Raw genomic sequence first — 22,582 nt, 5'->3', positions numbered from 1 at the left:
GGACGCCCCATATCCGCTTGAGCCCCAGTTCGTCGAAGCCGCGCCGGAGTAGGAGTTCGACCTCGCTGACCTGGAGGAGGTGCGTAGGCGGGTGGCGATGGCGGTGGACGTGCGCACCGAACCACCCACCCTCGCCGCATGGCTGGGGGAGTGGTTGGCGGGCAGGCCCGATCTGGCCGCGGGTACCCGGGCCTCCTACGCCAGGCACATCCGCACCTACCTTTCCCCGCACCTGGGCCGGCTCCGGGTGGACACACTCCAGGCCCGCCACGTCGAGACCATGTTCAACCTCATTGAGGAGACCAACGCCCGCATCCTGGAGTGCCGCGAGTCCGACGATGTGAGGGTGCGGGCCTCGGTCAGGGGGCGGAGGGTGATCTCGCTGTCCACCAAGCACCGCATCCGCGCCACTCTTCGGAGCGCGTTGTCCGAAGCCGTCAGGCGTCCGGATTTGCCGGTATCGGTGAACATCGCCTCGCACGTACGCCTGCCCTCGTGTCCCAGGAAGCGTCCGCTGGTGTGGACACCGGACCGGGTGCGTCAGTGGAAGAAGGACGACACGGTGCCGGGGGAGGTGATGGTGTGGACCCCGGAGCAGACACGCGTTTTTCTGGTGCACGCGAGGAAGTACCCGTGGCTGTATCCGATGTTCCACCTGATCGCCGTCAAGGGCCTACGGCGAGGAGAAGCGGTCGGACTGCCCTGGTCCAACACGAGGTTGACCGATGGGCAGATCGACATCCGCGTCCAGGTCGTGCAACTCGCGTGGGAGACGATCACCTCCACCCCGAAGAGCGCGGCGGGCCAGCGCACCATCACCCTGGATGCCGACACCATCAAGGTGCTGCGGGCTTGGAGGAGGTTCCAGAACGAGGCCCGTCTCAAAGCCGGATCAGGCTGGACGGACAGCGGCCTAGCCTTCACCAAGGAGAACGGCTTGGGGTGGCATCCGGGGCAGGTCAGTGACTGGTTCCTGCGCGTCGCCAGGGCAGCGGGGCTGCCGCCGATCACGTTGCACGGGCTCCGCCACGGGGCTGCCTCACTGGCGTTGGCTGCAGGAACGGACGTGAAGGTGGTCTCGGCCGAGCTCGGGCACGCGACCACGCACTTCACCCAGGACACCTATCAGTCGGTGTTCCCGGACGTGGCCAAGGCGGCGGCTGAGGCCACCGCAGCGCTGCTGCGCGGCCCGGTTCCGGTGAGGGCCGGGTAGCCGAACCGACGAGCACACCAGGAGCCACACGGCACCACCGGCCCCAGGCCAGTGCACGGGTTCACCCCGGCTGGCCTGGGGTTTCCTCGTGCTCGGGGGCGGTGGCCGATCGGATCAAAGGTCCGATCGATTATCGAGAACTTGCCCTGGTGTCTTCCTCTTTTGGTCATTCTGTCGTCGGCCCGTTTGGCCAGATGCTTATAGCAAATGAGGATGCAGGCGGTGCCGATTATGGCCAGGAAAGTGGAGGGGTGTTACGGGGGTGGTGCAACCTGTTGGCCAGGGCATGTTCCTGCGGGCAGCGGCACCGACAGCACGGTCGCCGTTGGTCCAGTGCCCCGGTGTCCTGTGATCGTGCAGACAGCACTCCATGGCTCCCCGAAAACAGGTAGCGCCGACGAGTGCGGTGAACTTTGTGCTCCCCTGCCCGCGTGCGGCCGCGCGAGCCCAACAGCGTCTGAACCTGGTCGAACTCCTCCGGCCCGATGAGCGGCTCACGGACGGGACAGCCCGACCACGCCCAATCCTCGTTGCTCTTCCAGCGCAGTTCGGTCTGGTGGCTCAGCTGGATGTCGTTGACGTCCAGCAGCACTTCGCCCCTGCGCGGCGCTTGCTCAGTTGCCGCGACGCCGAAGCCCTGTCCCCGGAAGGTTCCTCCCACACGGGCGAAAGCGGCCGCCAACCACGGCCTACCAGTGGCGGGGATGGTGGACCCTGCGTCCCGGCTCTCGTGGCGGTCAGTCACGGAACCTTGACATGTTTTGTCCGAATCGTGGGCGTGAGGCTGTTTCGTCCCGGTGCTAGGAGAGCAGGGGTCGGAGCAAGGGCGGAAAGCCCCACCAGGCCCGTCCCGCACCCATTCTTGGAGAAGATCATGAAGGCCCTTGTGTACAACGGATCCCGCGATGTCTCCGTCAAGGAGGTCCCTGACGCCCGGATCGAGCGTCCCACCGACGTGCTCGTGCGCATCACCGCCACCAACATCTGCGGTTCCGACCTGCACATGTACGAAGGACGCACCGACCTGGAGCCCGGCAAGGTGCTCGGGCACGAGAACCTCGGCGTGGTCGTCGAGGTCGGCGAGGGTGTCGAGCGCGTCAAGGTCGGCGACCACGTGTGTCTGCCGTTCAACATCGGCTGCGGGTTCTGTCGCAACTGCGAGACTGGCATGCCCTCCTACTGCCTGACGGCCAACCCCGACCCGGAGATGGCCGGGGCCGCCTACGGCTACGTCGGGATGGGCCCCTACTCCGGCGGGCAGGCCGAGTACCTGCGCGTGCCGTTCGGGGACTTCAACTGCCTGCGGCTGCCCGAGGACGCGCAGGAGAAGGAGGACGACTACGTGATGGTCGCCGACATCTTCCCTACCGGCTGGCACGCCACCCGCCTGGCCGGGCTCAAGCCGGGGGAGTCCTGCGTCGTCTACGGCGCGGGTCCGGTCGGCCTGATGGCGGCCTACTCCGCGCTGCTCCAAGGGGCGTCCCAGGTGATGGTGGTCGACCGCCACCCCGACCGGCTGCGCCTCGTGGAGAGGATGGGGGCGATCGCCGTGGACGACTCCAAGGGCGACCCGGTCGAGCAGATCCTCAACCTCACCGACGGCCGTCGCGCGGACTGCGGCTGCGAGTGCGTCGGCTACCAGGCCCACGACCATCTCGGTGTCGAGCACCCCGAGATGACCATGAACAACCTGGTCAAGTCGGTGAAGTTCACCGGCGGCATCGGCGTCGTGGGCACCTTCCTGCCCTCCGACCCCGGAGCGTCGGACGAGATGGCCCGCAACGGTCGGCTCACCTTCGACATGGGGACGTTCTGGTTCCAGGGCCAGAAGATCGGTACCGGCCAGGCGCCGGTGAAGGCCTACAACCGGCAACTGCGGGACATGATCCACCGGGACCGCGCGAAGCCGTCCTTCATCGTGTCCCATGACCTGCCTCTGCAGCGGGCACCGGAGGCCTACGAGCACTTCGACAACCGCGAGGACGGCTGGACCAAGGTGGTGCTCAAGCCCGCGCTGGCGTGAGCTACGCCGCTGGTCGGCCAGTCGGCCACGCAACCTCCACCACGCGGGCCCGGAGGAGCTCAGGTTCTAACGGTGGTCGCAACACCCTGACTTTCAGGACATTGCGACCACGGTGTCGTTTTCGAGGGAAGAACGGGATCGTCTGCGAGCACGGTTCCTGGAACTGATGGACCAGATCGGCAACGCCACCGAGGTAGCCCGGCTGCTCGAGATCAACCGGAACACCGCCTTGGGGTGGGCTCGTCAGGCCGGGCCGAGCGCACAACGCCGACAACGGCCGTACCCAGCGCGCCAGGAGTACGAACGCCTGCGCACACGTGCCCCGACAGACCGCGTGAGAAGTCGGGGTGAATGAGCGCACCGCACGGGACTGGGACCACAGGGTACGCAAGTCCGGTAACAGCTGGCTCTACACCGACGGGCGTAGCGTGGACTCCCCACCGGGTAGACGACCACCAAGTCCCTGACCAGCCCTCCGCCAACCCTAGCCGCGCTCGGAGCGCAGGTGTACCCGCGTTTTCTGACTCTGACCGACCGGGAACGGATCGCGGATCTGCACCACCAAGGCCAGAGCCTGCGAGTGATCGGGCGCCAACTGGGGCGCCCTGCCTCGACCATCAAACAGACGCTCGGCGCTGCCACTACCGCGGAAAAGCAGTCCAGAAATCATGACAAACCGGAAACCCAATCGGAGTGCCGGGCGAGACACTGTGGGCACACCCGACGGGCCATCTGGTGAACCGGGCGTTCCGGAGCTCGGAGGAGCTGGAGCGGGTGCTGCGGTCCCATCTGTGCTCGGTCCAGTGACAGCCCGGTTTGTTGCGCGGTTTCATCCGATCGGTCCGGTTGGATCCGTGCCCTATTCCGTCAAGCGCCTCATCAAAGATCAGTAAAATCGAAGTGTAGCCCCTTGAGGAGACGGGTACATTTTTCACTTTTCCCATATAAGATTTCAGTAGGGGATCCGCTGCCGTTTATGAGGCAATGAGGTCTGTGCTTGCAAGGTTCAAGGTCTGGTGTTTTTCTTCAGGGCTTGTGTGTCAGCTTTCCTGACTGGGTCTCACTCAATAAGAGAGGCAGAATTTTGCTGGACGCAGAACGTCAGAAGGGCCAGAACGAGAACCGCCTTACGGTCGGCGTGATCGCTGATCCCGTCGCCATGCCAGCTTTGATCGGGGAACAGCTCGCTCAGGACCTTCCACAGTTGTTGACTCAACAAGTCGACTCAGAACAAACCTGGGCCGCCCAGGTGCACTGGGAACGCCTCCCGCCCAGCGATAGCCGCCACACGGCGATGATGGAGCTCGCCGAGACCAAGTTGGCCGAGCACGGCTGGGACATGGTCGTATGCGTGACCGACCTGCCCATGCGCAGCGGCAAGCGAGTGATCATGGGTGACATGAACAGCCAGCGGCGCGTAGTCGTGGTCTCGTTACCGGCCTTCGGGGTCATGGCGCTGCGGCGCAGGGTCGGTGCGGTAGTGGCTCAGCTCGTCGCTGATATGCACAGACCCGGGGCTCCCCAAGAGGGGACCGCACCACACGCACGAAACCGCATCCCCCTACTAGCGGCGCGTTTTCGGCGTCACACCCCCGACCAGGCCGGAGTCGATGCCCGGATCTCCTCCAAGGGGGGGAATCTGCGTTTGTTGTTGGGGATGGTACGAGCCAACCGGCCCTGGCGCCTGACCTGGAGCTTAACCAGCCCGCTGGTCGGTGCCTTTGCCTTCAGCGCATTCTATTTGCTCAACGCCACAGTTTGGGAGATCGCGACCACTTTGTCAGCCTGGCGCCTGGCCCTTGCGGCAATGGGAGCGCTGTCGGTGATGACTGGATGGCTCATCGTTTACCACAACTTGTGGGAACCGGTGAGGGCGCGCCCCCGCGACGAGCGCCAACAGGCGGTGCTGTTCAACGCGACGACGGTACTGACCTTGGGCCTCGGAGTAGCTTTTTTGTATGTGGTCCTGTATCTGGTCAACTTGACAGCGGCGCTGGTATTGCTCTCGCCAGGGGTTCTGGATTCGTACATCGCTGGCCAAGCGAGCGCGGGCACCTATGTGCTGATCCCTGTGCTGGTGACGGCGGCGGCCACGGTGGCGGGTGCGATCGGGTCCGGTTTCGAGAGCGAGGAGTCGGTGCGCAACGCCGCCTTCAGCCGGCGCGAACGGGAGCGGCGCGAGGCTTTCCGAGAAAGGCACGAACAGCGCCAAGGATCTCTACAAGAACGCGGAGAGGCTTCCTGAGCTTGAGAACACGTTCCTCACGTCGACGGGGGTCGTGCGTGGCCGGGTAGACAGGCCCGGACGGGTGCGTAGTTGATGAGCTGGTCGGTCCCAACACCACGGCATGCACACGACACGAAGTGAATCTCCCCGGTTGTGTTGGACACTCCGATGGGCGTCTGAGAGGGCTCGTCCGGCCCCCGGTTGCCCCCGCGCAGGGTAGGGGTTCAGAGGCGGCCGCGGGGTGTTGAAGGGCGTGCGGGGGCACATCGACTGCGGGCCCGCACGGTCACGGGACGGCAAAGTGCTCTGTGAGGTCGCGCCCCACCTGTACTCGCCTTGTATTGGGGAGCACACCAGGAGCACACATCGCCCGAAAACACAGCGAGGACCTCTTCTGAGGTCCTCGCGTACCCCGTCTGACCTGGGGTTTTGTGGCGCGCCCGGCAGGATTCGAACCTGCGACCATCGGATTAGAAGTCCGGTGCTTTCGTGCCTCTACGTGTCACACGATGACGTTTCGTCCCTATCCATCCGATCACCGCTGCCGTTTCGTGTCAAGAGATGCCGCCCGGTGCCGTGCCAGTACGGGACGGCGGAGCATAATCGGAGCACACACCGGCCCCTGGCGGCGTCCGATGGCACCTCGCGAGGACCTCGGTCGTCCTTCAGTATTCTCGGGCCAGCGGCTCCGAGACGGGGTGGGTGTGTCCTCTATCGGCCATCGCGCTTGCGAAGTCGGTGGGTGCGCGATGATGGTCGCCCCTCGTACTTCTTTTGGGAAGGTGCAGGCCGATGCCCTCCACTCCGTTATTCTCCACCTACCGTCAGGGCGAAAACCGCGTCACCTCCTCCATGCTGGCCGTCTTCGAGCGCGTCGGCCTGTCCGTGACCGAGACGATCCTGGCCCGGGCCTCGGGTGAGTCCACTCTGGAGACGGTCGTCTTCACCAACCAGCACTCCACCGGCAAGGGCACAGTCCCCGACGCGCGGATTGCCGCGGACTTCACCTACCTGTTCGAGGTCAAGACCACCCGCAACGCCATCCAGGACCCTGAACAGCTCACCGGCCACCTGCAGTTCTTGGACGAGGAGTCAGGAAAGAAGACGTCGAAGCGGTTCCTATTCGTGCTCACCCCCGACCCGGTCCGCCCCCAAATTGTCGAGGAGCTGGCGGACATGCGGGTGGTGTGGTTCAACTTCGCCGCTTTGCACGACGCCATCACCGAGGTCCTGGACGACGCCCTTTCCGCCCCTTCTGAGCGCGATCGGTTCCTGCTGCGCGAACTCCAGGCACTGTTCGAGGCTGAAGGACTGATCACCCATGACGACGTGGTGGTCGTCGCGGCCGGGATCGCCCACGGCGAGTACCTGGAGAGCTCGGCCTACATCTGCCAGCCTGACCGCTTCTTCCGACCCGGGCTGACCCACCTGGGCTTCTACGCCGGCGGAGCCATCCAACCGCAGATCGCCCGCGTCCACGCCCGGGAGAGCCGGGTGCTGTTCACCTACGCCGAGGCCGACCGCCGCAAGACCCAGGGAGGAAACGAAGCTCGGATCGGGGAGATCATCAGGTGGGCCCTGGACACCGAGGTCCGGGAGGAGGGGGAGGAGTACATGGTGTTCCTGCTCTCCGGGCCGGAGGATGCCGACACGGTGCGGTTGAGCGCCCCGCTCGTCAACGACAAGGTCGCCTCCAGCGGTCGTCCATGGGCCTGGACCATGAGCCAGGGTTACACCTCCCTGGTGGCCCTGACCAGGCCCGGGGTGTCCAGGACCAGCGACCTGAAACAGGCCTGAACACCTTGGCTTCGGAGCGATGGCGGCCGAATAGAGCGGTGCTCACCGGTGCCCTCCCCGACCTTACGGGCCTTCCTGTGGGTTTCGGGCAAAGGTTCCCTTACTGAATCGATCCTCGTAAAGATCAAACTTTTTTTGCAGCCATGCGCATGCCTGTAAAGTTTGCTCCAAGTGAGGTCGGTAGATAGTTGGTTGAATTTCTGCAAGTCTCTGGTGGATGCGTGCGGCCCAGTCCATGCAGGTAAGGGCCTCGTCATACTGTCCAAGGCTCTTTAAATGAAATGCCTGATTCTTGAGAGATGTGGCAAGGTTGGGAAGATGGGTGTCGGGATTTTTCTTGCAGAGTTCTTCATAATGATGGACGGCGTGAGAGATTGTCTTAGCTGCCTCTTCGTGGCGCCCTACTTCGCCGAGGCGGTTTGCTTGGTTGTTGAGGGATGTTGCAAGGTCACTGAGGAAAATATCGGGTTTGTGGTAAGCGAGTTCGCGGCGGATGTCAACAGCCATGGTGATTGCTTCAAGAGCCTCCTCATGGCGCCTTAGATCAGCAAGGCGGTTGGCTTGGTTGGTGAGGGATGTGGCAAGGTCGTTCAGGAAGGCATCGGGGTTGTGGCGGGCGAGTTCGCGGCGGATGTCAACGGCCATGGTGATTGCTTCAAGAGCCTCCTCGTGATACCCCATGTCGCTCATGGCGACAGACTGGTTGTTGAGGGACATAGCGAGGTCGGAAAGGTTAGGGCTGGGCTCTCTCTTGGCAAGTGTTCGGTAGTGACCAACGGCCTGCGTGATGGCATCTAATGCTTGTTGATATTTTCCCATCTCGCCCAGGACCTTAGACTGGTTATTGAGAGACAAGGCGAGATTGGGTAGGTGGGCATGAGGGAGTTTCTCGGAAAGAGCTTGGTAGCGCTCGACGGCTTCGTTGATGACCTGCAGGGCTGCTTCTTGTTTTCCGACGTCGATCAAGCGAATGGATAGGTTGTTTAGAGATCTGGCGAGGCCGACAAAGTCCTCGTTGGGGTTGAGTTCTTCCTCCATGCGATAATTTTTTACTAGCTGGTTGTTGAGGTGTACGGCCCATCCCGCGAGGCAATTGCTGAAAACGGGGAGGGAGTCTTGTAGGCGCTCAAGAGTTCTTGTATCGGTTTTGGGATGTGCGGTGATCTGGTCGAGCGCCTCTACGAGAGGTGAGGGATCTTCGGACTGTGTGGCTACAGCGATGGTGGCTGGGCCGAGCGCAAGCGGGTGGCGTGCGCACAGTCTGGTCAGGTGCCCTCCCACGGCGGTCAGGGCGGGGTGCGTGGCCGCGCGGGCATACAGGGTCACCAGGTGTTCGGCTTCCGCGTCGGCGATGGTGTCCAGATGGGGATCGAACAGGTCCGGGTCGCTCTGCAGGCGCTGGCCGAGGAAGTACTCCAACAGCCGGTCAGGTTGCAGGCAGCCCCATACCCCTCTTCCGTCAGTGGGATACAGGCCGGTGATCCATTGGCGGATCTGATTTCTGCGGGCGGTGGTCTGTCCTTCCATTACCGTGGCCTTCCGCAGGAGGCGATCCGCTTCCTCTTTGTCAGCGGGGGTGAGGGTGAAGGCCAGAGCTAGCACGTCGCGCAGTGGTTGCGCGAGGTCGGTGTCGCCCAGGCCGTGGGTGGTGGCGGTGTGGTTCCAGTATCGGTACTCGTGGGCCAGCACCCGCCCCTCCACCGCGCTGTCGGCGGTGATGGCCTCGGCGGGTTGGGTGGCGTCCAGCAGGTCGGCCAGGGCGCGCATGTGCACGCTCAGCACGGTGTCCCACTCAGGACCCGACAGGTCCGGATCGGCCAGGCCGGACACGACCTGAGCCCAGTCGGCCGGGCGCTGTGTGTTTGCTGTGGTCAGGGCGTCAGCGAGGTGGTGCAGAGCGATACGGTACTCCCGGGCGCGCTCGGTGGGGCGGTGCGCCAGTGGTGGCAGAGGGAGTTGTTGGGTGATGTCGGCCAGCAGGTGGCCGGTATCGGTATTGACCTGCTCCCACCAATCGCCCAGCGTGCGCACCAACAGCAGCAGTCGAACGGGGGCATGGCCCGGAGGCCGGTCGCACAGCCGGAGCAGGTGAACCAATTGCCTGGTACGGGTCTCGGCGTAGTCCATCACCACCAACAACGGGACGGTGGAGTCCTTGACCGGGGCAAGTTCTTCGGCGGTGGTCTCGCCCCTGAGCCACAGAGTGGCCCACCGGCGCCCATCGGTGTCGGGGTCGGTGAGGCGCGCGGTGAGTTCGTGGGCCAGGCGGGTCTTTCCCTGCCCGCCGGGCCCGTGCACGACCACCGCCGAGAGCTCCTCTTCGCCTCTGCACCACGCGGACAGGTTGTCCATCACCGGTTCGCGGTCGTGGAAGTCCACCACCCGGCGATGGGCCTCCAACAGCGAAGCGGGGGAGGGGCGCCGGTGCGTGCGCGGGGTGTGGGCCAGGTGGGTGAGCTCGACCGGCTCCAACACCAAAGGCACGCCGTGTTCGGCCAGCACCGCCCGGAACTCCGGGTCGTGGTGCAGGACGTAGGCCGGCACGACCTCCAGGGCGGCGTGGTCGCGGTGTTCGAGGTCGGCGGCCACCACCCCGAGCAGTAGTTCACCATCGCCGCAGCGCAGGACCGCTCCAGACAGGCCCGCCCACTGCGAGCGCCGCACCCCCTCCCTCTGCTGTTGCTCGACCTCGTGCGAGTACCAGCGGGGCGGGTGAGCGCTCAGGTCCATCACGTGCCGGTGGTTGACGAAGTGGTTGCCCGGGGCCACCACGCCGACCAACTGCGCGGTCTCCGCAGCCCGGCCGGGGCGTTGGACCAGGTCGGGAAACCCCCACACCTCACACGGGGTGCCGGGGGTGGTGGTGACCAGGCGCCCCCACCGGGTGCTCACCGCACGCTCGACCCAGCCGGGGTCGGTGATATGGACCAGGGCGGCGTCATCGCGCCCCTTCGGGGTGCCGCGCCAGAGGACCTGGCCGGTGTGGGGTTGGTGGTCGGTGGCGGTGTGCACGTGTACCTGGCCACCAACCTCGGGTACGGCGTGGGCGCTGGTCAGCACCAGGCGCGGGGCGATCACGAACCCTGACCCGCTGCCGTGGGGGGAAGTGAGGCGGGTGATGCGCTCGGCGGTGTCCAACGTTTACTCCGGTCACTGGCTCGGAACCGATACCTCAGAGGGGATAGATGCGGAGCCTTAGCGGGTGAAGGCCACGGGAGTCGTATCGCCGCCGGTGTCCTGGCGGGTGCTGTTGATGGACACGTCCCCACCGGGGTGGGTGGCGTTGTGCGGGGTGAGGGTGAAGGCGACCTTGTGGGTTTTGGTGCGCCCGGCCCCGGCTTCGGCGCTGCCGGTGGCGATCCAGGCCGAGAACCCGGCTTTGGCCTTGGCGTCGGCGCGGAACTGGACTTCGAAGTCCATCTGGATGGGTCCGACCTTGAAGGTGATGTCGGGGCTGTGGGCTTCGGCCTCCTCGACGGCCTTGGTCAGGTCCTCGCGCAAGGTTCGGACGGCGTCGGTCAGGCGAAGTTCCACGCTGCTCTCCTTTAAGGACAGGGGGTGAAGGGTGTGCGGTCCTACGATTGCAGAACCCGGGCTGTGGCGCGGTGTGTGGACAGGGTTGGCCGTATCCGGCCAGGCTTCGCCCCAGGGTTGGCGTTGGTGCCGGATGTAGATGAGTGCCGGGGTCGCCTCCCGTCACCCGGACCGTGACTTGGACTTCGGGCGGGACCTATGGCTTGTGCGTCACCGAGTTGGGAGTCCACTCGTCGTCCAGGATCGAGTGGACGATGGAGTCGCGCCAGGCGTTCCGGGTCCACAGGTGCCGCCGGATCCGTCCCTCTTCCACCATGCCAGCCCGGCGCATGACGCGCTCGGAGGCCTGGTTCTCTGGAGAGCGGGCGCCCCATATCCGTTTGAGCCCCAGCTCGTCGAAGCCGAGCCGGAGCAGGAGCTGGACGAGTTCACTACCGAACCCCCGCCCCCACAGGTCCGGACGCAGGGCGAAACCGATCTGCGCGCTGTGGGGGCGCTCGTCCACGGCCAAGCGCGCGGCGCCGACAAGCTCCTCCTGCCGTGCGACAGCGAGCATGTAGACGCCCCTGCCCTCCCGCTCGGCATCGGTCATCGCGGCCTCCACGATGGCCGCGCACTGCTGCCTGGTGCGCGCTGTGAAGGACAGGTGCCTTACCGCCTCCGGGTCTCCGTAGACCCGGAGCAGGTCCTCGACGTCGGTGAGGCGCAGTTCCCGAAGGCTGAGCCTGGCGCTGGAGAGCTCGACTGGGTGCATGTCCGGCAGGCTAGCGCCCCGAGGTCAGTGCCGAGGCGGGAGTGCGGCTGTAGGCCTCGATCTCCTGGCGGATCCGGGCTACGGCCTTGCTTCCGGTGTAGTCCGGGCTGCGTAGGGCGCCGTGTACGCGCATGACGCTGTTCACCACGCCGGACACCCGCTTCGTGGCGGGCAGGCCCAGGACCGGTTCAAGGGCCTGCGCGGCACCTTCGATCTCTCCCAGGGAGACCCGGGCGTAGCTGAGGTCGGCGCGTGCCCCGGCCTCGTCCTGGTAGGCCCAGTCGTCGGACCCTTCCGCGGCGGCGGTCTCGTAGAGACCCACGGCCTCCTGCGCGACCTGCTGGGCCTGTTCCTCACGTCCAGGAATCCAGATCTGCGTCTCGGCTCCGTAGTAGAGCTGGCGGCAGTGCGCGAAGCGCATCAGTCCGCCGAGCTCGTCCAGGTCGTCGCCGCGCAGTCCTTCGCGCAGGGCCGTGGCCGCCTGGAGGTCGTCGAGCGCGCGCTCCGCGCTGCCCAGCGAGGCCCACGTGCGGGCGCTTTGGGACATCAGCCAGATGGCGGCCGTGCCGGTGCGCTCGGTGGCCAGATCGCGAGCCAGTTCCGCGTACCGGGCGGCTTCGGTAGGCCACCCCGCCCAGTAGGCCATCAGGCTCTGCTGGGCGCGCACCCGGACGCGCAGCCCGTCGTGGTCGGCGTTGTCGGCGCAGATGAACGCGGTCCGGGCCTGCTTCATCGCGGCGTGCGGATCACCGAGGTCATGACTGGCCTTGGCGAGCATGATGCTCAACAGGCCGCTCAGGAGATACAGGTCCCTGGTCTGGTTGGGACGCTGCCGCCCCTCCAACAACATGAACGCCACGTCCTGGGCCTCGACCAGGTCTCCCAGAACCTCGTGGAGGGGAGCACGGGGATAGGCCTTCGCCAGCCTGGACACCTCCGCGAAGAGCTCCTGGATGGTCTCCACCCCCACATTCGTCCCCTCCGCCATCGCTCCGAACCTCATCGCGCGTTTCGCGGCCATCTCGATCTGCCTTTCTGGCGGTAGCGTTCTGGTTTCTTCGCTGACGGAGAAATATGCCTGTTCTGTGCTTGTCTGGGTTGTTTCAGTGGGAGTGAGCTGGTTTCCGATCCTTTTGAGGACATTGCGCTCGTGCTCGCTCAGTTTGTCGAACCCCTCGGGGGACAGCAGTCTCCGTGGGGAGGTGCCGTAGAGCGTCGCCAGAGCGATGACCTGTGTCGCCTGTGGTGCCCGTCCACCCACCTCGGGCCAGAGCTCCAGGCGGCTGAGTCCCGCCTGGTCCAGCGGCAACCCGCCAGCGGAACCGCGATACCGCTCGGTCGCCTCGGCCTGGCTCCACCCGCGCATGTGGCGATAAGCGGCCAACGGCGAGCACCCGCAGCGGATACGGATTTCGTCGGCGATCTCATCGTTCGTGCGATCCTGCTCGCGCATTTGCTCGCGCAGTTTCCGGAGCTGGGCTTTCGTCCACTTCATGCAGCTCTCCTCAGGCGTCGGTATCCAGATTGCCCGAAACCACAAAGCCTGCAACCGGCACTTCGTCGCGCGCACTCGCCGGTCTGACATGGAAACGCGCTTCCCATCGGGAAAACGCCAGTTCAGGGACGTCGCGGGTGGCATAGAAACCATGTCCGTACGCCCCGTGACCTGTAGTTGCTCTCGGTGTTCGATGGGAGGTGCAGGCAGGGAACACCCCAGGACTCGTGCGGTACGGGTCAGAAGATCGAGGCGCGGATGACGACCGCAACACGGATGAACACCATGAACGCACCCAAACAGGACGGCCGCGCGGATGCCGAGGTGACACCGGCGCTGCCCCACCGGGTGCCCGGGTACTCCACGATGCCCCGACTGGGCGGAGCCCACCGCCGTCACGCCGCCAGATTCGGGCACACACCGCCGCAGGTCCGTGAGGCCCGCCGCTGGGCGAGGACGGTCACCGGTCTCTCGCAGGAGGAAGCCGACGTCATCGAACTGGTGCTCTCCGAACTGGTGACCAACGCTCTGAGGCACACGGCATCGGGCCAGAACGGCCACTTCACGGTCACGATCGCCTACCTCGACACCGATGTGATCCGCCTCGCCGTCGAGGACGCCGGCCCCCGGCATGGTGCGGTCCCTTCCGTTCCCCGCGTGAGTCCGATGGATCCCGGCCTGGAGAACGGGCGTGGCCTCGCCTTGGTGGAGCGACTCAGCCGCCGTTGGGGATTCCTGGGCGTCCAGGGGACACCCCTCACGGTGTGGGCCGCCATCTCGCGATCGGCGCTGCGGTGAGAGCGACAAGCGGTGGGCCGAACACCTACCGGTGACAACAAGGCAACCCCTGCCCCACAGCTCTGGACAGCGGCCCTGGTACGGCCGCGGCCCAGTCCAACACCCCTTCCACAAAGAAATCCGACACCCCTTCCACAAAGAAACCTGAGAGAGGAACCACTCCATGTCCGTCAAGCTGGCCCCGACGAGCCTGAGCATCCCCGGCCACAACTTCGACCCCCGCTGGAACCGCGTCGTGGGAATGTCGGTCGAGGACGACACGGTCACCATCGACCCCGAGGCGTACTTCTTCCGCCTGGAGTCCGACACCTGGACCGTCATCGACTGGGACAAGGTCGCCGCCGAACTCCTTCCCGTCGAGGAGACCTCGGAGTCGGCCATCGAACAGATCGCCCTGGACTACATCGCCCGCAACTCCCGCACCACCCACGACCCGGCCGAGGTCCTGCACATCGCCTGGCAGGTCTACAGCCACCTCTTCCGCGAGGAACACCTGACCTCGCTGGGCATCGACGGGGTCACCGCGGACCACCTGCGGATGCTCGCGGAGGTCTCCACCTTCACCGCCCTGAACAAGGTCGAGGACGACGGCCACATCAGTGTCGTCGGCCCCACCTGGTTCTTCGCCGACACCGCACAGGTCGTCTACGACCTGGACGAGCCCACCACCGAGCTCCTGGACGAGGTTTTCCACGGCGCCTGGTTCAACGAGTACCGGCGCATCGAGGGAGTCAAGGCCCACGCCGCCCTGGGCGGGCGCCTGGTGCACGGTTGCCAGTCCGCCCCCGACCGCAGGGGCGGAGTCGTGGCCCCCTACGGCACTGACATGAAGCGCTTCCGCGACGAGCTGGACACCTTCCGGGACACCTGGCTCACCACGGTCCGCTCCTACAGCGACCGCTCCTGACCATCCCCGACCTCCAGGGGCTCTCCGTTCGTTTACGGAGAGCCCCTCCTCGACACGAGGAGCACCACATGCACCAACCCGACATCGACCGGATGCGCGACGAGGTACTCGCCGCCGCCGACATGGTCGACAAACTCGCAGAGGCCAAGCCGCTGCACAGCTGGGAACTCTCACACGTGGAGCGCCTGACCCTGACGGACGGGTCCACCGTCGTCTTCAAGTGCGCCACCGAACCCTTCACACACGAACACGAAGCGCTCACCAGCGCCCGGCAGGCGGGCGTCAGCGTTCCCCGCCTCATCGCGTCCCTGCGCTCGGGCACCACCCTGGCGATGCTGATGGAGGACCTGGGCGAACCCGACCGAGAGGCCACGGACCGCGACGGCGTCGCGGCGGCGGTCCAACTCCACAGCGCGGCGGTCCCGCCCCACCTTCCCCTGGCCGACAGCACATGGCTGGCCTCGCTCCCGCGCAGGGCGATGCGCACCCTGGACCTGCTGAACGCCCAGGGACGCTGGTCCGACGCCGACGACATCATGCAGACACTGCGCGACATCGATCGAGCCGCCTGCGCACGAGCCGAGGGCACCACGACCGCACCCTACGGATGGGTCCACTCGGAGTTCCATCCCGAGAGCCTGCACATCCGCGACGGACGCGTCCGTCTCTACGACCTGGCCCGAGCCTTCCACGGCCCTGGACTGATCGACCTCGCCTCCTGGCACGGGACAGTGGAGCCCCCCGATCCCGACCGGACCCGGGCGTTCCTGGAGTCCTACGTGGAGGCCGGAGGCAGCGCCGGAGTGCTCACCCGACGCGCAGGCCTGCCGCCACAGGACTGGGCGCTCGGCTGGCACCGGGTGTGGGCCCTGGAGTGGTTCCTCGCCCAGTCCCTGGTCTGGATCGGTGACACCGCCGCCGATCCCGCCTACACGAACGTGGTGCGGCGTCACACCCACGACGCGGCCCGTCTCCTCGATGTCTGAGCCTTGGAGGGTGAACCCATGGCAGCCGTCCCCCCGTACCTGCTGATCGACGTCGACGGAGTCCTCAACCCGTTCCCCGGCCCGGGCGGTTCCGTGCCACCGGAGTACCTTCCCCACCGTGTCGACTTCAGGGGACACCGAGGTGTGCCGATCTGGCTCAACCCGAACCACGGTGCGACGGTCAACGCACTGTGTTCCACCGGCCTCGTCCAACCGTGCTGGGCGACGAGCTGGGGAGCCGAGGCGAACCTTCTGATCGCGCCACGCGTGGGCATGCCCCACTTCCCGCACGTCGATCTGGGCACGCCCGACATCTCGACCCCGCACCCGCGCGGCTACCTCTGGAAACGCGACCCGGTAGTCGACTGGCTCGGGAACGCGCCCGTCGCCTGGATCGACGACGACTTCGCGCCACCGGACTACGACTGGGCCGCGGAGCGAACCTGGCGCGGTGCACCCACTCTGCTGATCCAGCCGGACCCGTATGCGGGGCTGGGCCGCCACCACATAGCGGCCATCCGGCTCTGGGCAGCCTCCCTCACGCAGGCCCACGACACCGCTGGGAACCACCATGAGCGTCCCCTTGAAGACCCACGAGACCCAGCTGCTTGAGGCACCCAGTGGAGTGCGTGTCCCGATTGACCGTGAACTCGTCCCGCTCGTCCTTCGCCTGTGGTCCCTCGGCATGAACACCAGGGCCAGTTGCCAGAACTTCGGCGAATCCCTGAAGGGCTCGGGGCCGGGGATGCCTCCGGGAGACCCGCGGTGGAGCGCCTTCTACGCCGACCGGGTGTGGCTCAAACTGCGACCCGCTCCCGCCGAACACCTGATCACCCTCCTCGGAGCGGATCGGGACATCTGTATCGCCATGAACGAGTGGGGAAGAGCGGAGTCCTGGCTTTGCGTACGCCCCGTCGTGCCGGACGTCTACGGCGGACCGGCACGCACCAGGGACACGCATCTCTTCTTCCCCCGGGAACACCTCGACCACGTGCTCGAGGTACTCGGCAGGCCGGAGTCTGTCCCGTTTCGGCCATATGCCGTCAGGAGCATGTGAGCCGGGCTCCGGCTTCTGTGAATATCCGGGGCTGAATGTCCTATTTATCCGAACTATGAGCCTTGGATGGAACGGCGGGGTGGTTTTTCTGGCGCAACGGGTTGAAAAACCTCGCGAGTCCAAGTGAACATCAACCACCCCTGGGAATCGGTGCGCTTTTCCAGGGGCGGCTCTCTGCGTATTTTCGCGCGGTTCGGTTGGGAAGCGCAGTTTCAGAGGCGTACGCCTCCGGGGCCATTGACACCCATGCCGCAACCGCACGCGGAGGGAAAAGACCGCGACCATGAGGTCGCTGGCAAGAGAAAAGGGTGCCCCGAGCCGGTGCTGAGAACACCGGTCCGGGGCGTGATTCCCACCTGACGACAGCAGGAGGAGATCGTGGAGAAGCATAGCGGGCGGCACCGCAAGCGCCGCCAGGGCTGGGCGGAGCGCCTGTGCTGGATGCTCGGAGCGCTGCTGGCGCTCGTGTTCTGCAGCCCACTCGGCCGGGGCGCGGACCCGGCGTCCCCCACCATGACGAAACCACTGCCGCCCAAAGGTGTCGGTGCAGGCCCGGCAGGCATTCCGGAGCCTTCTCGTCAGGCCTCAGATGGCCCTGAGGTTCCCCGACCTCGCCAGAGCCGTTCTGGCGGTGGCACCATCGCTGTGCCCCGCCCGCGCGAGCCCCGTCCTGAGGAACGGGGGTGGTGTGTGGACGATGACGGGGTGCGCGGGGTTCGCCCGTATGTGTTCAAGGTCCCGCAAGCGCAGGGCAACACGTGTGGCCCTGGAACAGGACAACGATCACCTGGAGCGGAGAAGAACGGAGAGTTCGCCGAGCTGGCCTCTGCGGTGCGTATCTGGCTGGATATGAGGGCTTAGTTTCGCGGCTGGCAAGAGGCTGTGGTGGGGCGTCCTGGAACCGCAGGGCGCCCTCTTCGCCTGGAGAGTGCGGTCAAGGTGGCCTCACTCGCGCAGCCTGTCCGTTGGTGCGGGAGAGAGTGTTCCATCCCCGCGTCATGCCGGGGAGCGGGCCGTTGGAGGGCCTGTGACTCCGCCGGTGACGGGGCCTCTCCGGGGGCCTGTGACTCCGCCTGTGCCTCCGCCCATGGGTGGGCCGCTTTGATCGGCCCACCTCGCGAGCGTTATCAGTGCAGGTGGGAGCCGCTGCGGGTGGGCCGTTGGAAAGCCAGACTTATACCCAGTGGGTAGTCCTCTTCACGTAGGCGGGCGGCCCCGCCCCGACAAGCGGGGGCGGACCCGCCCGCCTACGTCTACCGTGGCCTCAGCCCACTCATGGCTGCCTTCCCCCTCCCGCTGCGCCTCCTCCCTGGCGGTCTCGTCTACCCTCTCTTCCTCTCACCAGACCAGGGGCGTGCAAGTCCGATCACCTGCCACGCGCAGGCTTCCCCTGGCCAAGACGCCATGGAAGAAGGGATCTTCTCCTTCCGGATCGCAATCGCGATCCCTTCCCGCGAAGAGTCGCTCTAGTGCGATCGAGGTAGCCGGAGTGCTCTCGCTTATCGAGTGGCAAAGCGCGATTTCCTGTGCCTGTGAGAAGCGCATGCGCGCTTTCTCTCTGACTTCCTTGGAAGCGGGAAGGTGGGGTGTGAACCTCCACTGAACCCGAAGTGAACCCCTGGCCAGCGCATGGGCCACCGACTGGGCCAGCGGGTGGGCCACTCTTGGCTGGCCCACCCCTACTCGTGCTGATGCGCAGGTCAACGCCCCTGCGGGTGGGCCAACGGCCGTCCAGACTTATACCCCAGTGGGTAGTTCTCCTCACGTAGGCGGGCGGGGCGCCCTCGCTCGCGGGCGAGCGCGCCCGCCCCGCCCGCCTCCACGGGCGCTCTGCTCGCGCGGCATCCCTTCTTTCTTCGCCTCTTTCTCAGTGAAAGTCTTTCGTCTTCATCGTGAGAGATAAAGCTGATCCCTTATTCCTGTGTAGAGCCCAAGATCGACCAGCTCCGGGCGCTGCATCGCATCGTTCCCTGTTGATTCCTGCCACGTGTTTTTTGTTGTCCCGCGTTGTGTTTCGCGCGGCCTCGTCTGTCAGCGGTACGTGGTGGCGGAGGCCGAGCCGCGTGAGGTTCTGAGGTCGGGTGTCGCATCTTCGTAGGTTGCGTCTTCATAGGGGTTCATCGGGGCGAAGAGGCCCAAGACGATGTCGGGGGAGAGACCGAGGCGTGGTGGCGAGGAGAAGCACTGCTCGGGGACGGGGCGGTTCGCAGCGGGTTCCAGGCCCATGGTGTGGCCCCGGGACGTGGGCGGGTGGCGTGGGGCTGTCAGCGCCCCCACGTCGGCCCGACCGCGCGGCGGTGCCCCGGGCGTCCTGGGGCGGGGCGTTCGGCGCGGACGGGCCGCGTGGCGGGCTCGGTGGGGCTCGCGTCGTTGACCCCTGGACCGGTCCGGGGTGGGGCGGTGGCAGGAACAGGGCGATGTCGGGCGTATCGGATGGGCGGGCGGGGGTGTGTGCCCATCTGACGACGTTCCTGCTGAATCCGCTTGACCACCTCTACGAGGTCGAGCGTGGATGCGTGGTGCCCCGCCACACGCGGGGTCGTACGCCGTATCCGCGCAGTTCAAAGGTGGTGGGCAGGTGAGCCAGGTGGGTGTGAGTACTCCGGTCATGGTGGTCGAGGTCGGCTCGCTGTCGGTGGTTGCCGGGTGTAGCGGATGTGGTGTGCGTGGGGAGCGAGACGAAGGTGAGGCCGTGCATGGCCGCGCGTGAGGGGTCCACGTTCAAACGGTGCGGATGCCGCGACGAGAACACCGGCAGGGTGTTGGGAGTGAGGTGTCCGCAGCTCAAACGCCGAAGCGGAGGTTGGAACCCCTCTCATGGGGCGTGGGCGTTTCAGTACGAGCTTCCCCCGACCAGTGAGGGCGGGCGCCGCCAAGCCCGCCGCGTCGGCCTGCCCTCCCAGGAGGAAGCCCGGAAAGGACTGGAGCACGTCAAAGTGCTCATCGGTCTGGCGGAGAAGGATCCCACGGTCGAGATACAGATCGCTGACCTGGTCCAGGCGGCGTTGAAGCAACGCCGCCCACTCCCGGACCTGGAAGAGGTACGCAAGCGGGTCGCGATGGCGGTGGACGTGCGCACCGAACCACCCACCCTCGCCGCCTGGCTGGGGGAGTGGTTGAAGGGCAAGCCCGATCTGGCCGCGGGAACCCGGGCCTCCTACGCCGGGCACATCCGCACCTACCTCGCCCCGCACCTGGGCCGGCTCCGGCTGGACAAGCTCCAGGCCCGCCACGTCGAGACCATGTTCGCGGCCATTGAGGAAACCAACAGCCACATTTTGGAGTGTCGCGAGTCCGACGACCCTCAGGTGCGGGCCTCGGTCAGGGGGCGAAGGGTGATCTCGCTGTCCACCAAGCACCGCATCCGCGCCACTCTGCGGAGTGCGTTGTCCGAAGCCGTCAGGCGTCCGGATCTGCCGGTGTCGGTGAACATCGCCTCGCACGTACGCCTGCCCTCGTGTCCGAGGAAGCGTCCGCTGGTGTGGACACCGGACCGGGTACGCCAGTGGAAGAAGGACGGGATCGTGCCGGGGGAGGTGATGGTGTGGACCCCGGAACAGACCCGCACCTTCCTGGTGCACGCGAGGAAGTACCCGTGGTTGTATCCGATGTTCCACCTGATCGCGGTCAAAGGCCTACGGCGAGGAGAAGCGGTTGGACTCCCCTGGTCCAACACCCGGCTGACGGACGGGCAGATCGACATCCGCGTCCAGGTCGTCCAGTTGGCGTGGGAGACGATCACCTCCACCCCGAAGAGCGCGGCGGGCCAGCGCACCATCACTCTGGACGCCGACACCATCAAGGTGCTGCGGGCTTGGAGGAGGTTCCAGAACGAGGCCCGTCTCAAGGCCGGGGCGGCGTGGGTGGATAGTGGCCTGGCCTTCACCAAGGAGAATGGCGCAGGATGGCATCCGGGGCAGGTCAGTGACTGGTTCCTGCGCATCGCCAGGGCCGCCGGGTTGCCGCCGATCACGTTGCACGGGCTGCGCCACGGCGCCGCCTCACTGGCGTTGGCCGCCGGGACGGACGTGAAGGTGGTCTCGGCCGAGCTGGGGCACGCGACCACGCACTTCACCCAGGACACCTACCAGTCGGTGTTCCCGGACGTGGCCAAAGCGGCGGCCGAGGCCACCGCCGCGCTGCTACGAGGCCCGTCTCCGGTGAGGGCCGGGTAGCCGAACCGTTGAGCACACCCCGAGCCACACGGCACCACCGACCCCAGGTCAGCACACGGGTTCAACCCGACTGGCCTGGGGTTTCCTCATGCCCAGGGCCGGTAACCGATCGGATCAAAGGTCCCATGGTGCACCACAGGCTGGGGAGGTAGGCCGTGGAAGCCCACTTCTTGTTCCTCAGGAAACGGATCCATCCGATCCGGTTTGCCGTCTCGTGCCATGTCACGCCGTGTGGCGCCGCCTCGATCCGAAACTGCTCGTAGTCGCGGACCAGACGGCGGTGGAGCACGAGCCAGTCGAACGTGTGCTCGACGTCCTGCCGGTGTGGAAGCACCTGGAACCCGCGCTGGCTGGGTTCCTTGTCGACGGCCTCGGCAGGGATCACCGCCGTCGCGGCGTGCTCGGCTCCCACCATGCGATCGTGATCGTGGGCCCGCTGATTCCCTGACCTAGCCGTTATGGACCGGGTAGACGCCGAGGATCTCGCTCTGATACACGCCTTCGGGCCTTTCCTCGTACGTGAGGTCGTCGAAGAGCGCCACCGGTTCGTCGTCTGAGCCGGGTGTGTAGGCGAAGTAGGAGTTTCCGGCCAAGAGGATCAGGCGGTCGTGTTCCTTGTCGGCCCATACGCGACTGATGCTGTTGCCGGTGGCTTCGAGGTCGATCCCGTCGTCGGAGACGGTCCCGTCATCGGAGAGCGAGAGCGAGTGTAGTTCGGTGAATGTGCTGTGGTCGAAGCCGAGCGGTCCGAAGAACTGGCCGGGCGCCCCCTCGACGAAGTTCCAGGGGATCACACCGGTGGTGTCTCCGACGAAGTAGTCCAGCCCTGTCTCCTCGTCGTTGACCCTCTCCAGCACTTCCAACTGGGTGTCTTCGGTGATGGCGTAGACGTTGTCCGGACCTCGGCGGGTTCCCTGTCCGCTCAGCACCCGCGAGTCGACTTCGTGGATGGTCTCGACATCGCGCGGGGCGTCGCCCCGGTGCTCCGGTTCCCCTTCCAGATCTGTGATCTCGACAGAAAGGATGCGTGAGTCCTCCTCGCTGTGCTGGTGCTGCTCCTCGAACCAGAGCTGGCTACCGTCGGGGGAGAACTGTGGGGCGAGGTACTCGACTTCGCCACCGCTGAACGTGGTCGACTCCTCCGGTTCCACGGCTCCTATCCAGTCATAGGAGTAGGTCTCGGCGTTAAGTGTGCCGAAGCGAAGTCCGCCGTCATGCTCGTAGGCGGCGAACCCGAAATCTGGAGAGAACGCGAACCTGCTCCAGAAGACATCGATCCCCATGCTGGCTGTCTCGGCCCTTGTCAGTTCAGTGAGATCGATCAGGCTTTTCTGGGTTCCGTCTTCCAGATCGTGGAAGGTGAGGAACGCTCCTCTCGTTCCCCAGTGGTACTCCAACAGTCCGGACAGTTCCTCTGCCGGGACCATGGGCTCCGCCGACTCGGCGTCGGTCTGCGATGCCCCCTCCGGCGCGGCCTCGTCTCCTCCGGAGCTGCAAGAGGTCAGTGCCAGCACGGCGGTAAGGAAGATGGGGGCGATCCGCTTCAGCGTCACTTTGTCGCCGGTCAAGGCGTGTCCTTCGGTTCGTTGGGTCGGCTAGGGGAAGAAGTTAGCGAA

The 22,582-nt window shown here is 65.9% G+C and carries 15 protein-coding genes and 2 pseudogenes; 11 read left to right on the top strand and 6 right to left on the bottom strand.

The window, feature by feature from the left end; all coding sequences use genetic code 11:
• Positions 1 to 61: 61 nt before the first annotated feature.
• The 5 genes and pseudogenes from UIS43_RS11015 to UIS43_RS10995 form a co-directional block, all read left to right on the top strand.
• Positions 62 to 1,213 (top strand): annotated as a pseudogene (locus tag UIS43_RS11015) (tyrosine-type recombinase/integrase); the annotation flags it as partial.
• 874 nt (positions 1,214 to 2,087) lie between these two features.
• On the top strand, positions 2,088 to 3,236 hold the full coding sequence (locus UIS43_RS11010) for a glutathione-independent formaldehyde dehydrogenase (RefSeq protein WP_370013104.1): 1,149 nt from the start codon (positions 2,088 to 2,090) through the stop codon (positions 3,234 to 3,236).
• Between the two features lie 505 nt (positions 3,237 to 3,741).
• Positions 3,742 to 3,975, top strand: coding sequence for a helix-turn-helix domain-containing protein (locus tag UIS43_RS11005; protein ID WP_160167885.1), 234 nt, complete (start codon positions 3,742 to 3,744; stop codon positions 3,973 to 3,975).
• A gap of 345 nt (positions 3,976 to 4,320) precedes the next feature.
• Positions 4,321 to 5,481 (top strand): hypothetical protein, encoded by a 1,161-nt coding sequence (locus UIS43_RS11000; RefSeq protein WP_370013102.1) that lies wholly within the window; start codon positions 4,321 to 4,323, stop codon positions 5,479 to 5,481.
• Positions 5,482 to 6,255: 774 nt separating this feature from the next.
• Positions 6,256 to 7,260 (top strand): hypothetical protein, encoded by a 1,005-nt coding sequence (locus UIS43_RS10995; protein ID WP_130397895.1) that lies wholly within the window; start codon positions 6,256 to 6,258, stop codon positions 7,258 to 7,260.
• Positions 7,261 to 7,323: 63 nt separating this feature from the next.
• Here the strand turns inward: UIS43_RS10995 and UIS43_RS10990 are convergent, their stop codons facing one another.
• The 4 genes from UIS43_RS10990 to UIS43_RS10975 form a co-directional block, all read right to left on the bottom strand.
• Complete coding sequence (locus tag UIS43_RS10990) at positions 7,324 to 10,338, bottom strand: tetratricopeptide repeat protein (RefSeq protein WP_370013100.1); 3,015 nt, start codon at positions 10,336 to 10,338, stop codon at positions 7,324 to 7,326.
• A 117-nt stretch (positions 10,339 to 10,455) separates the two neighbouring features.
• A complete protein-coding gene (locus UIS43_RS10985; protein WP_130397897.1) occupies positions 10,456 to 10,794 on the bottom strand; it encodes a trypco2 family protein in 339 nt (112 codons plus the stop codon).
• Between the two features lie 196 nt (positions 10,795 to 10,990).
• Positions 10,991 to 11,548 carry a GNAT family N-acetyltransferase gene (locus tag UIS43_RS10980; RefSeq protein ID WP_370013098.1) on the bottom strand — a complete coding sequence of 186 codons (558 nt, stop codon included), beginning with the start codon at positions 11,546 to 11,548 and terminating at the stop codon, positions 10,991 to 10,993.
• Positions 11,549 to 11,558: 10 nt separating this feature from the next.
• Complete coding sequence (locus UIS43_RS10975) at positions 11,559 to 12,569, bottom strand: hypothetical protein (RefSeq protein WP_370013096.1); 1,011 nt, start codon at positions 12,567 to 12,569, stop codon at positions 11,559 to 11,561.
• A gap of 759 nt (positions 12,570 to 13,328) precedes the next feature.
• Here UIS43_RS10975 and UIS43_RS10970 point away from each other — a divergent pair.
• The 6 genes from UIS43_RS10970 (at position 13,329) to UIS43_RS10945 (ending at position 20,966) form a co-directional block, all read left to right on the top strand.
• A complete protein-coding gene (locus tag UIS43_RS10970; RefSeq protein ID WP_370013094.1) occupies positions 13,329 to 13,841 on the top strand; it encodes an ATP-binding protein in 513 nt (170 codons plus the stop codon).
• Between the two features lie 163 nt (positions 13,842 to 14,004).
• Positions 14,005 to 14,748, top strand: coding sequence for a hypothetical protein (locus tag UIS43_RS10965; protein ID WP_370013093.1), 744 nt, complete (start codon positions 14,005 to 14,007; stop codon positions 14,746 to 14,748).
• Between the two features lie 68 nt (positions 14,749 to 14,816).
• Positions 14,817 to 15,734, top strand: a complete 918-nt coding sequence (locus UIS43_RS10960; protein WP_370013091.1) for a hypothetical protein — start codon at positions 14,817 to 14,819, stop codon at positions 15,732 to 15,734.
• Between the two features lie 18 nt (positions 15,735 to 15,752).
• Complete coding sequence (locus UIS43_RS10955; protein ID WP_370013089.1) at positions 15,753 to 16,346, top strand: hypothetical protein; 594 nt, start codon at positions 15,753 to 15,755, stop codon at positions 16,344 to 16,346.
• Positions 16,306 to 16,791 (top strand): hypothetical protein, encoded by a 486-nt coding sequence (locus tag UIS43_RS10950; protein WP_370013088.1) that lies wholly within the window; start codon positions 16,306 to 16,308, stop codon positions 16,789 to 16,791. Before UIS43_RS10955 ends, UIS43_RS10950 begins: the two co-directional genes overlap by 41 nt.
• 2,696 nt (positions 16,792 to 19,487) lie before the next feature.
• The gene (locus UIS43_RS10945; RefSeq protein WP_370013086.1) at positions 19,488 to 20,966 is read left to right on the top strand and encodes a tyrosine-type recombinase/integrase; all 1,479 of its coding nucleotides are present in this window, start codon (positions 19,488 to 19,490) and stop codon (positions 20,964 to 20,966) included.
• A gap of 253 nt (positions 20,967 to 21,219) precedes the next feature.
• On the opposite strand, the pseudogene UIS43_RS10940 reads toward UIS43_RS10945, so the two are convergent.
• Positions 21,220 to 21,315, bottom strand: a pseudogene (locus UIS43_RS10940) (IS5/IS1182 family transposase); the annotation flags it as partial.
• Between the two features lie 100 nt (positions 21,316 to 21,415).
• Complete coding sequence (locus UIS43_RS10935; RefSeq protein WP_071622553.1) at positions 21,416 to 22,534, bottom strand: hypothetical protein; 1,119 nt, start codon at positions 22,532 to 22,534, stop codon at positions 21,416 to 21,418.
• Positions 22,535 to 22,582 lie beyond the last annotated feature (48 nt).

The sequence above is a fragment of the Nocardiopsis sp. LDBS0036 genome, assembly GCF_041228755.1.
Taxonomy (GTDB): Bacteria; Actinomycetota; Actinomycetes; order Streptosporangiales; family Streptosporangiaceae; genus Nocardiopsis; species Nocardiopsis dassonvillei.
Note: the sequence above shows the minus strand (reverse complement) of the source record. Positions and strands in the feature narration are given on the sequence as shown.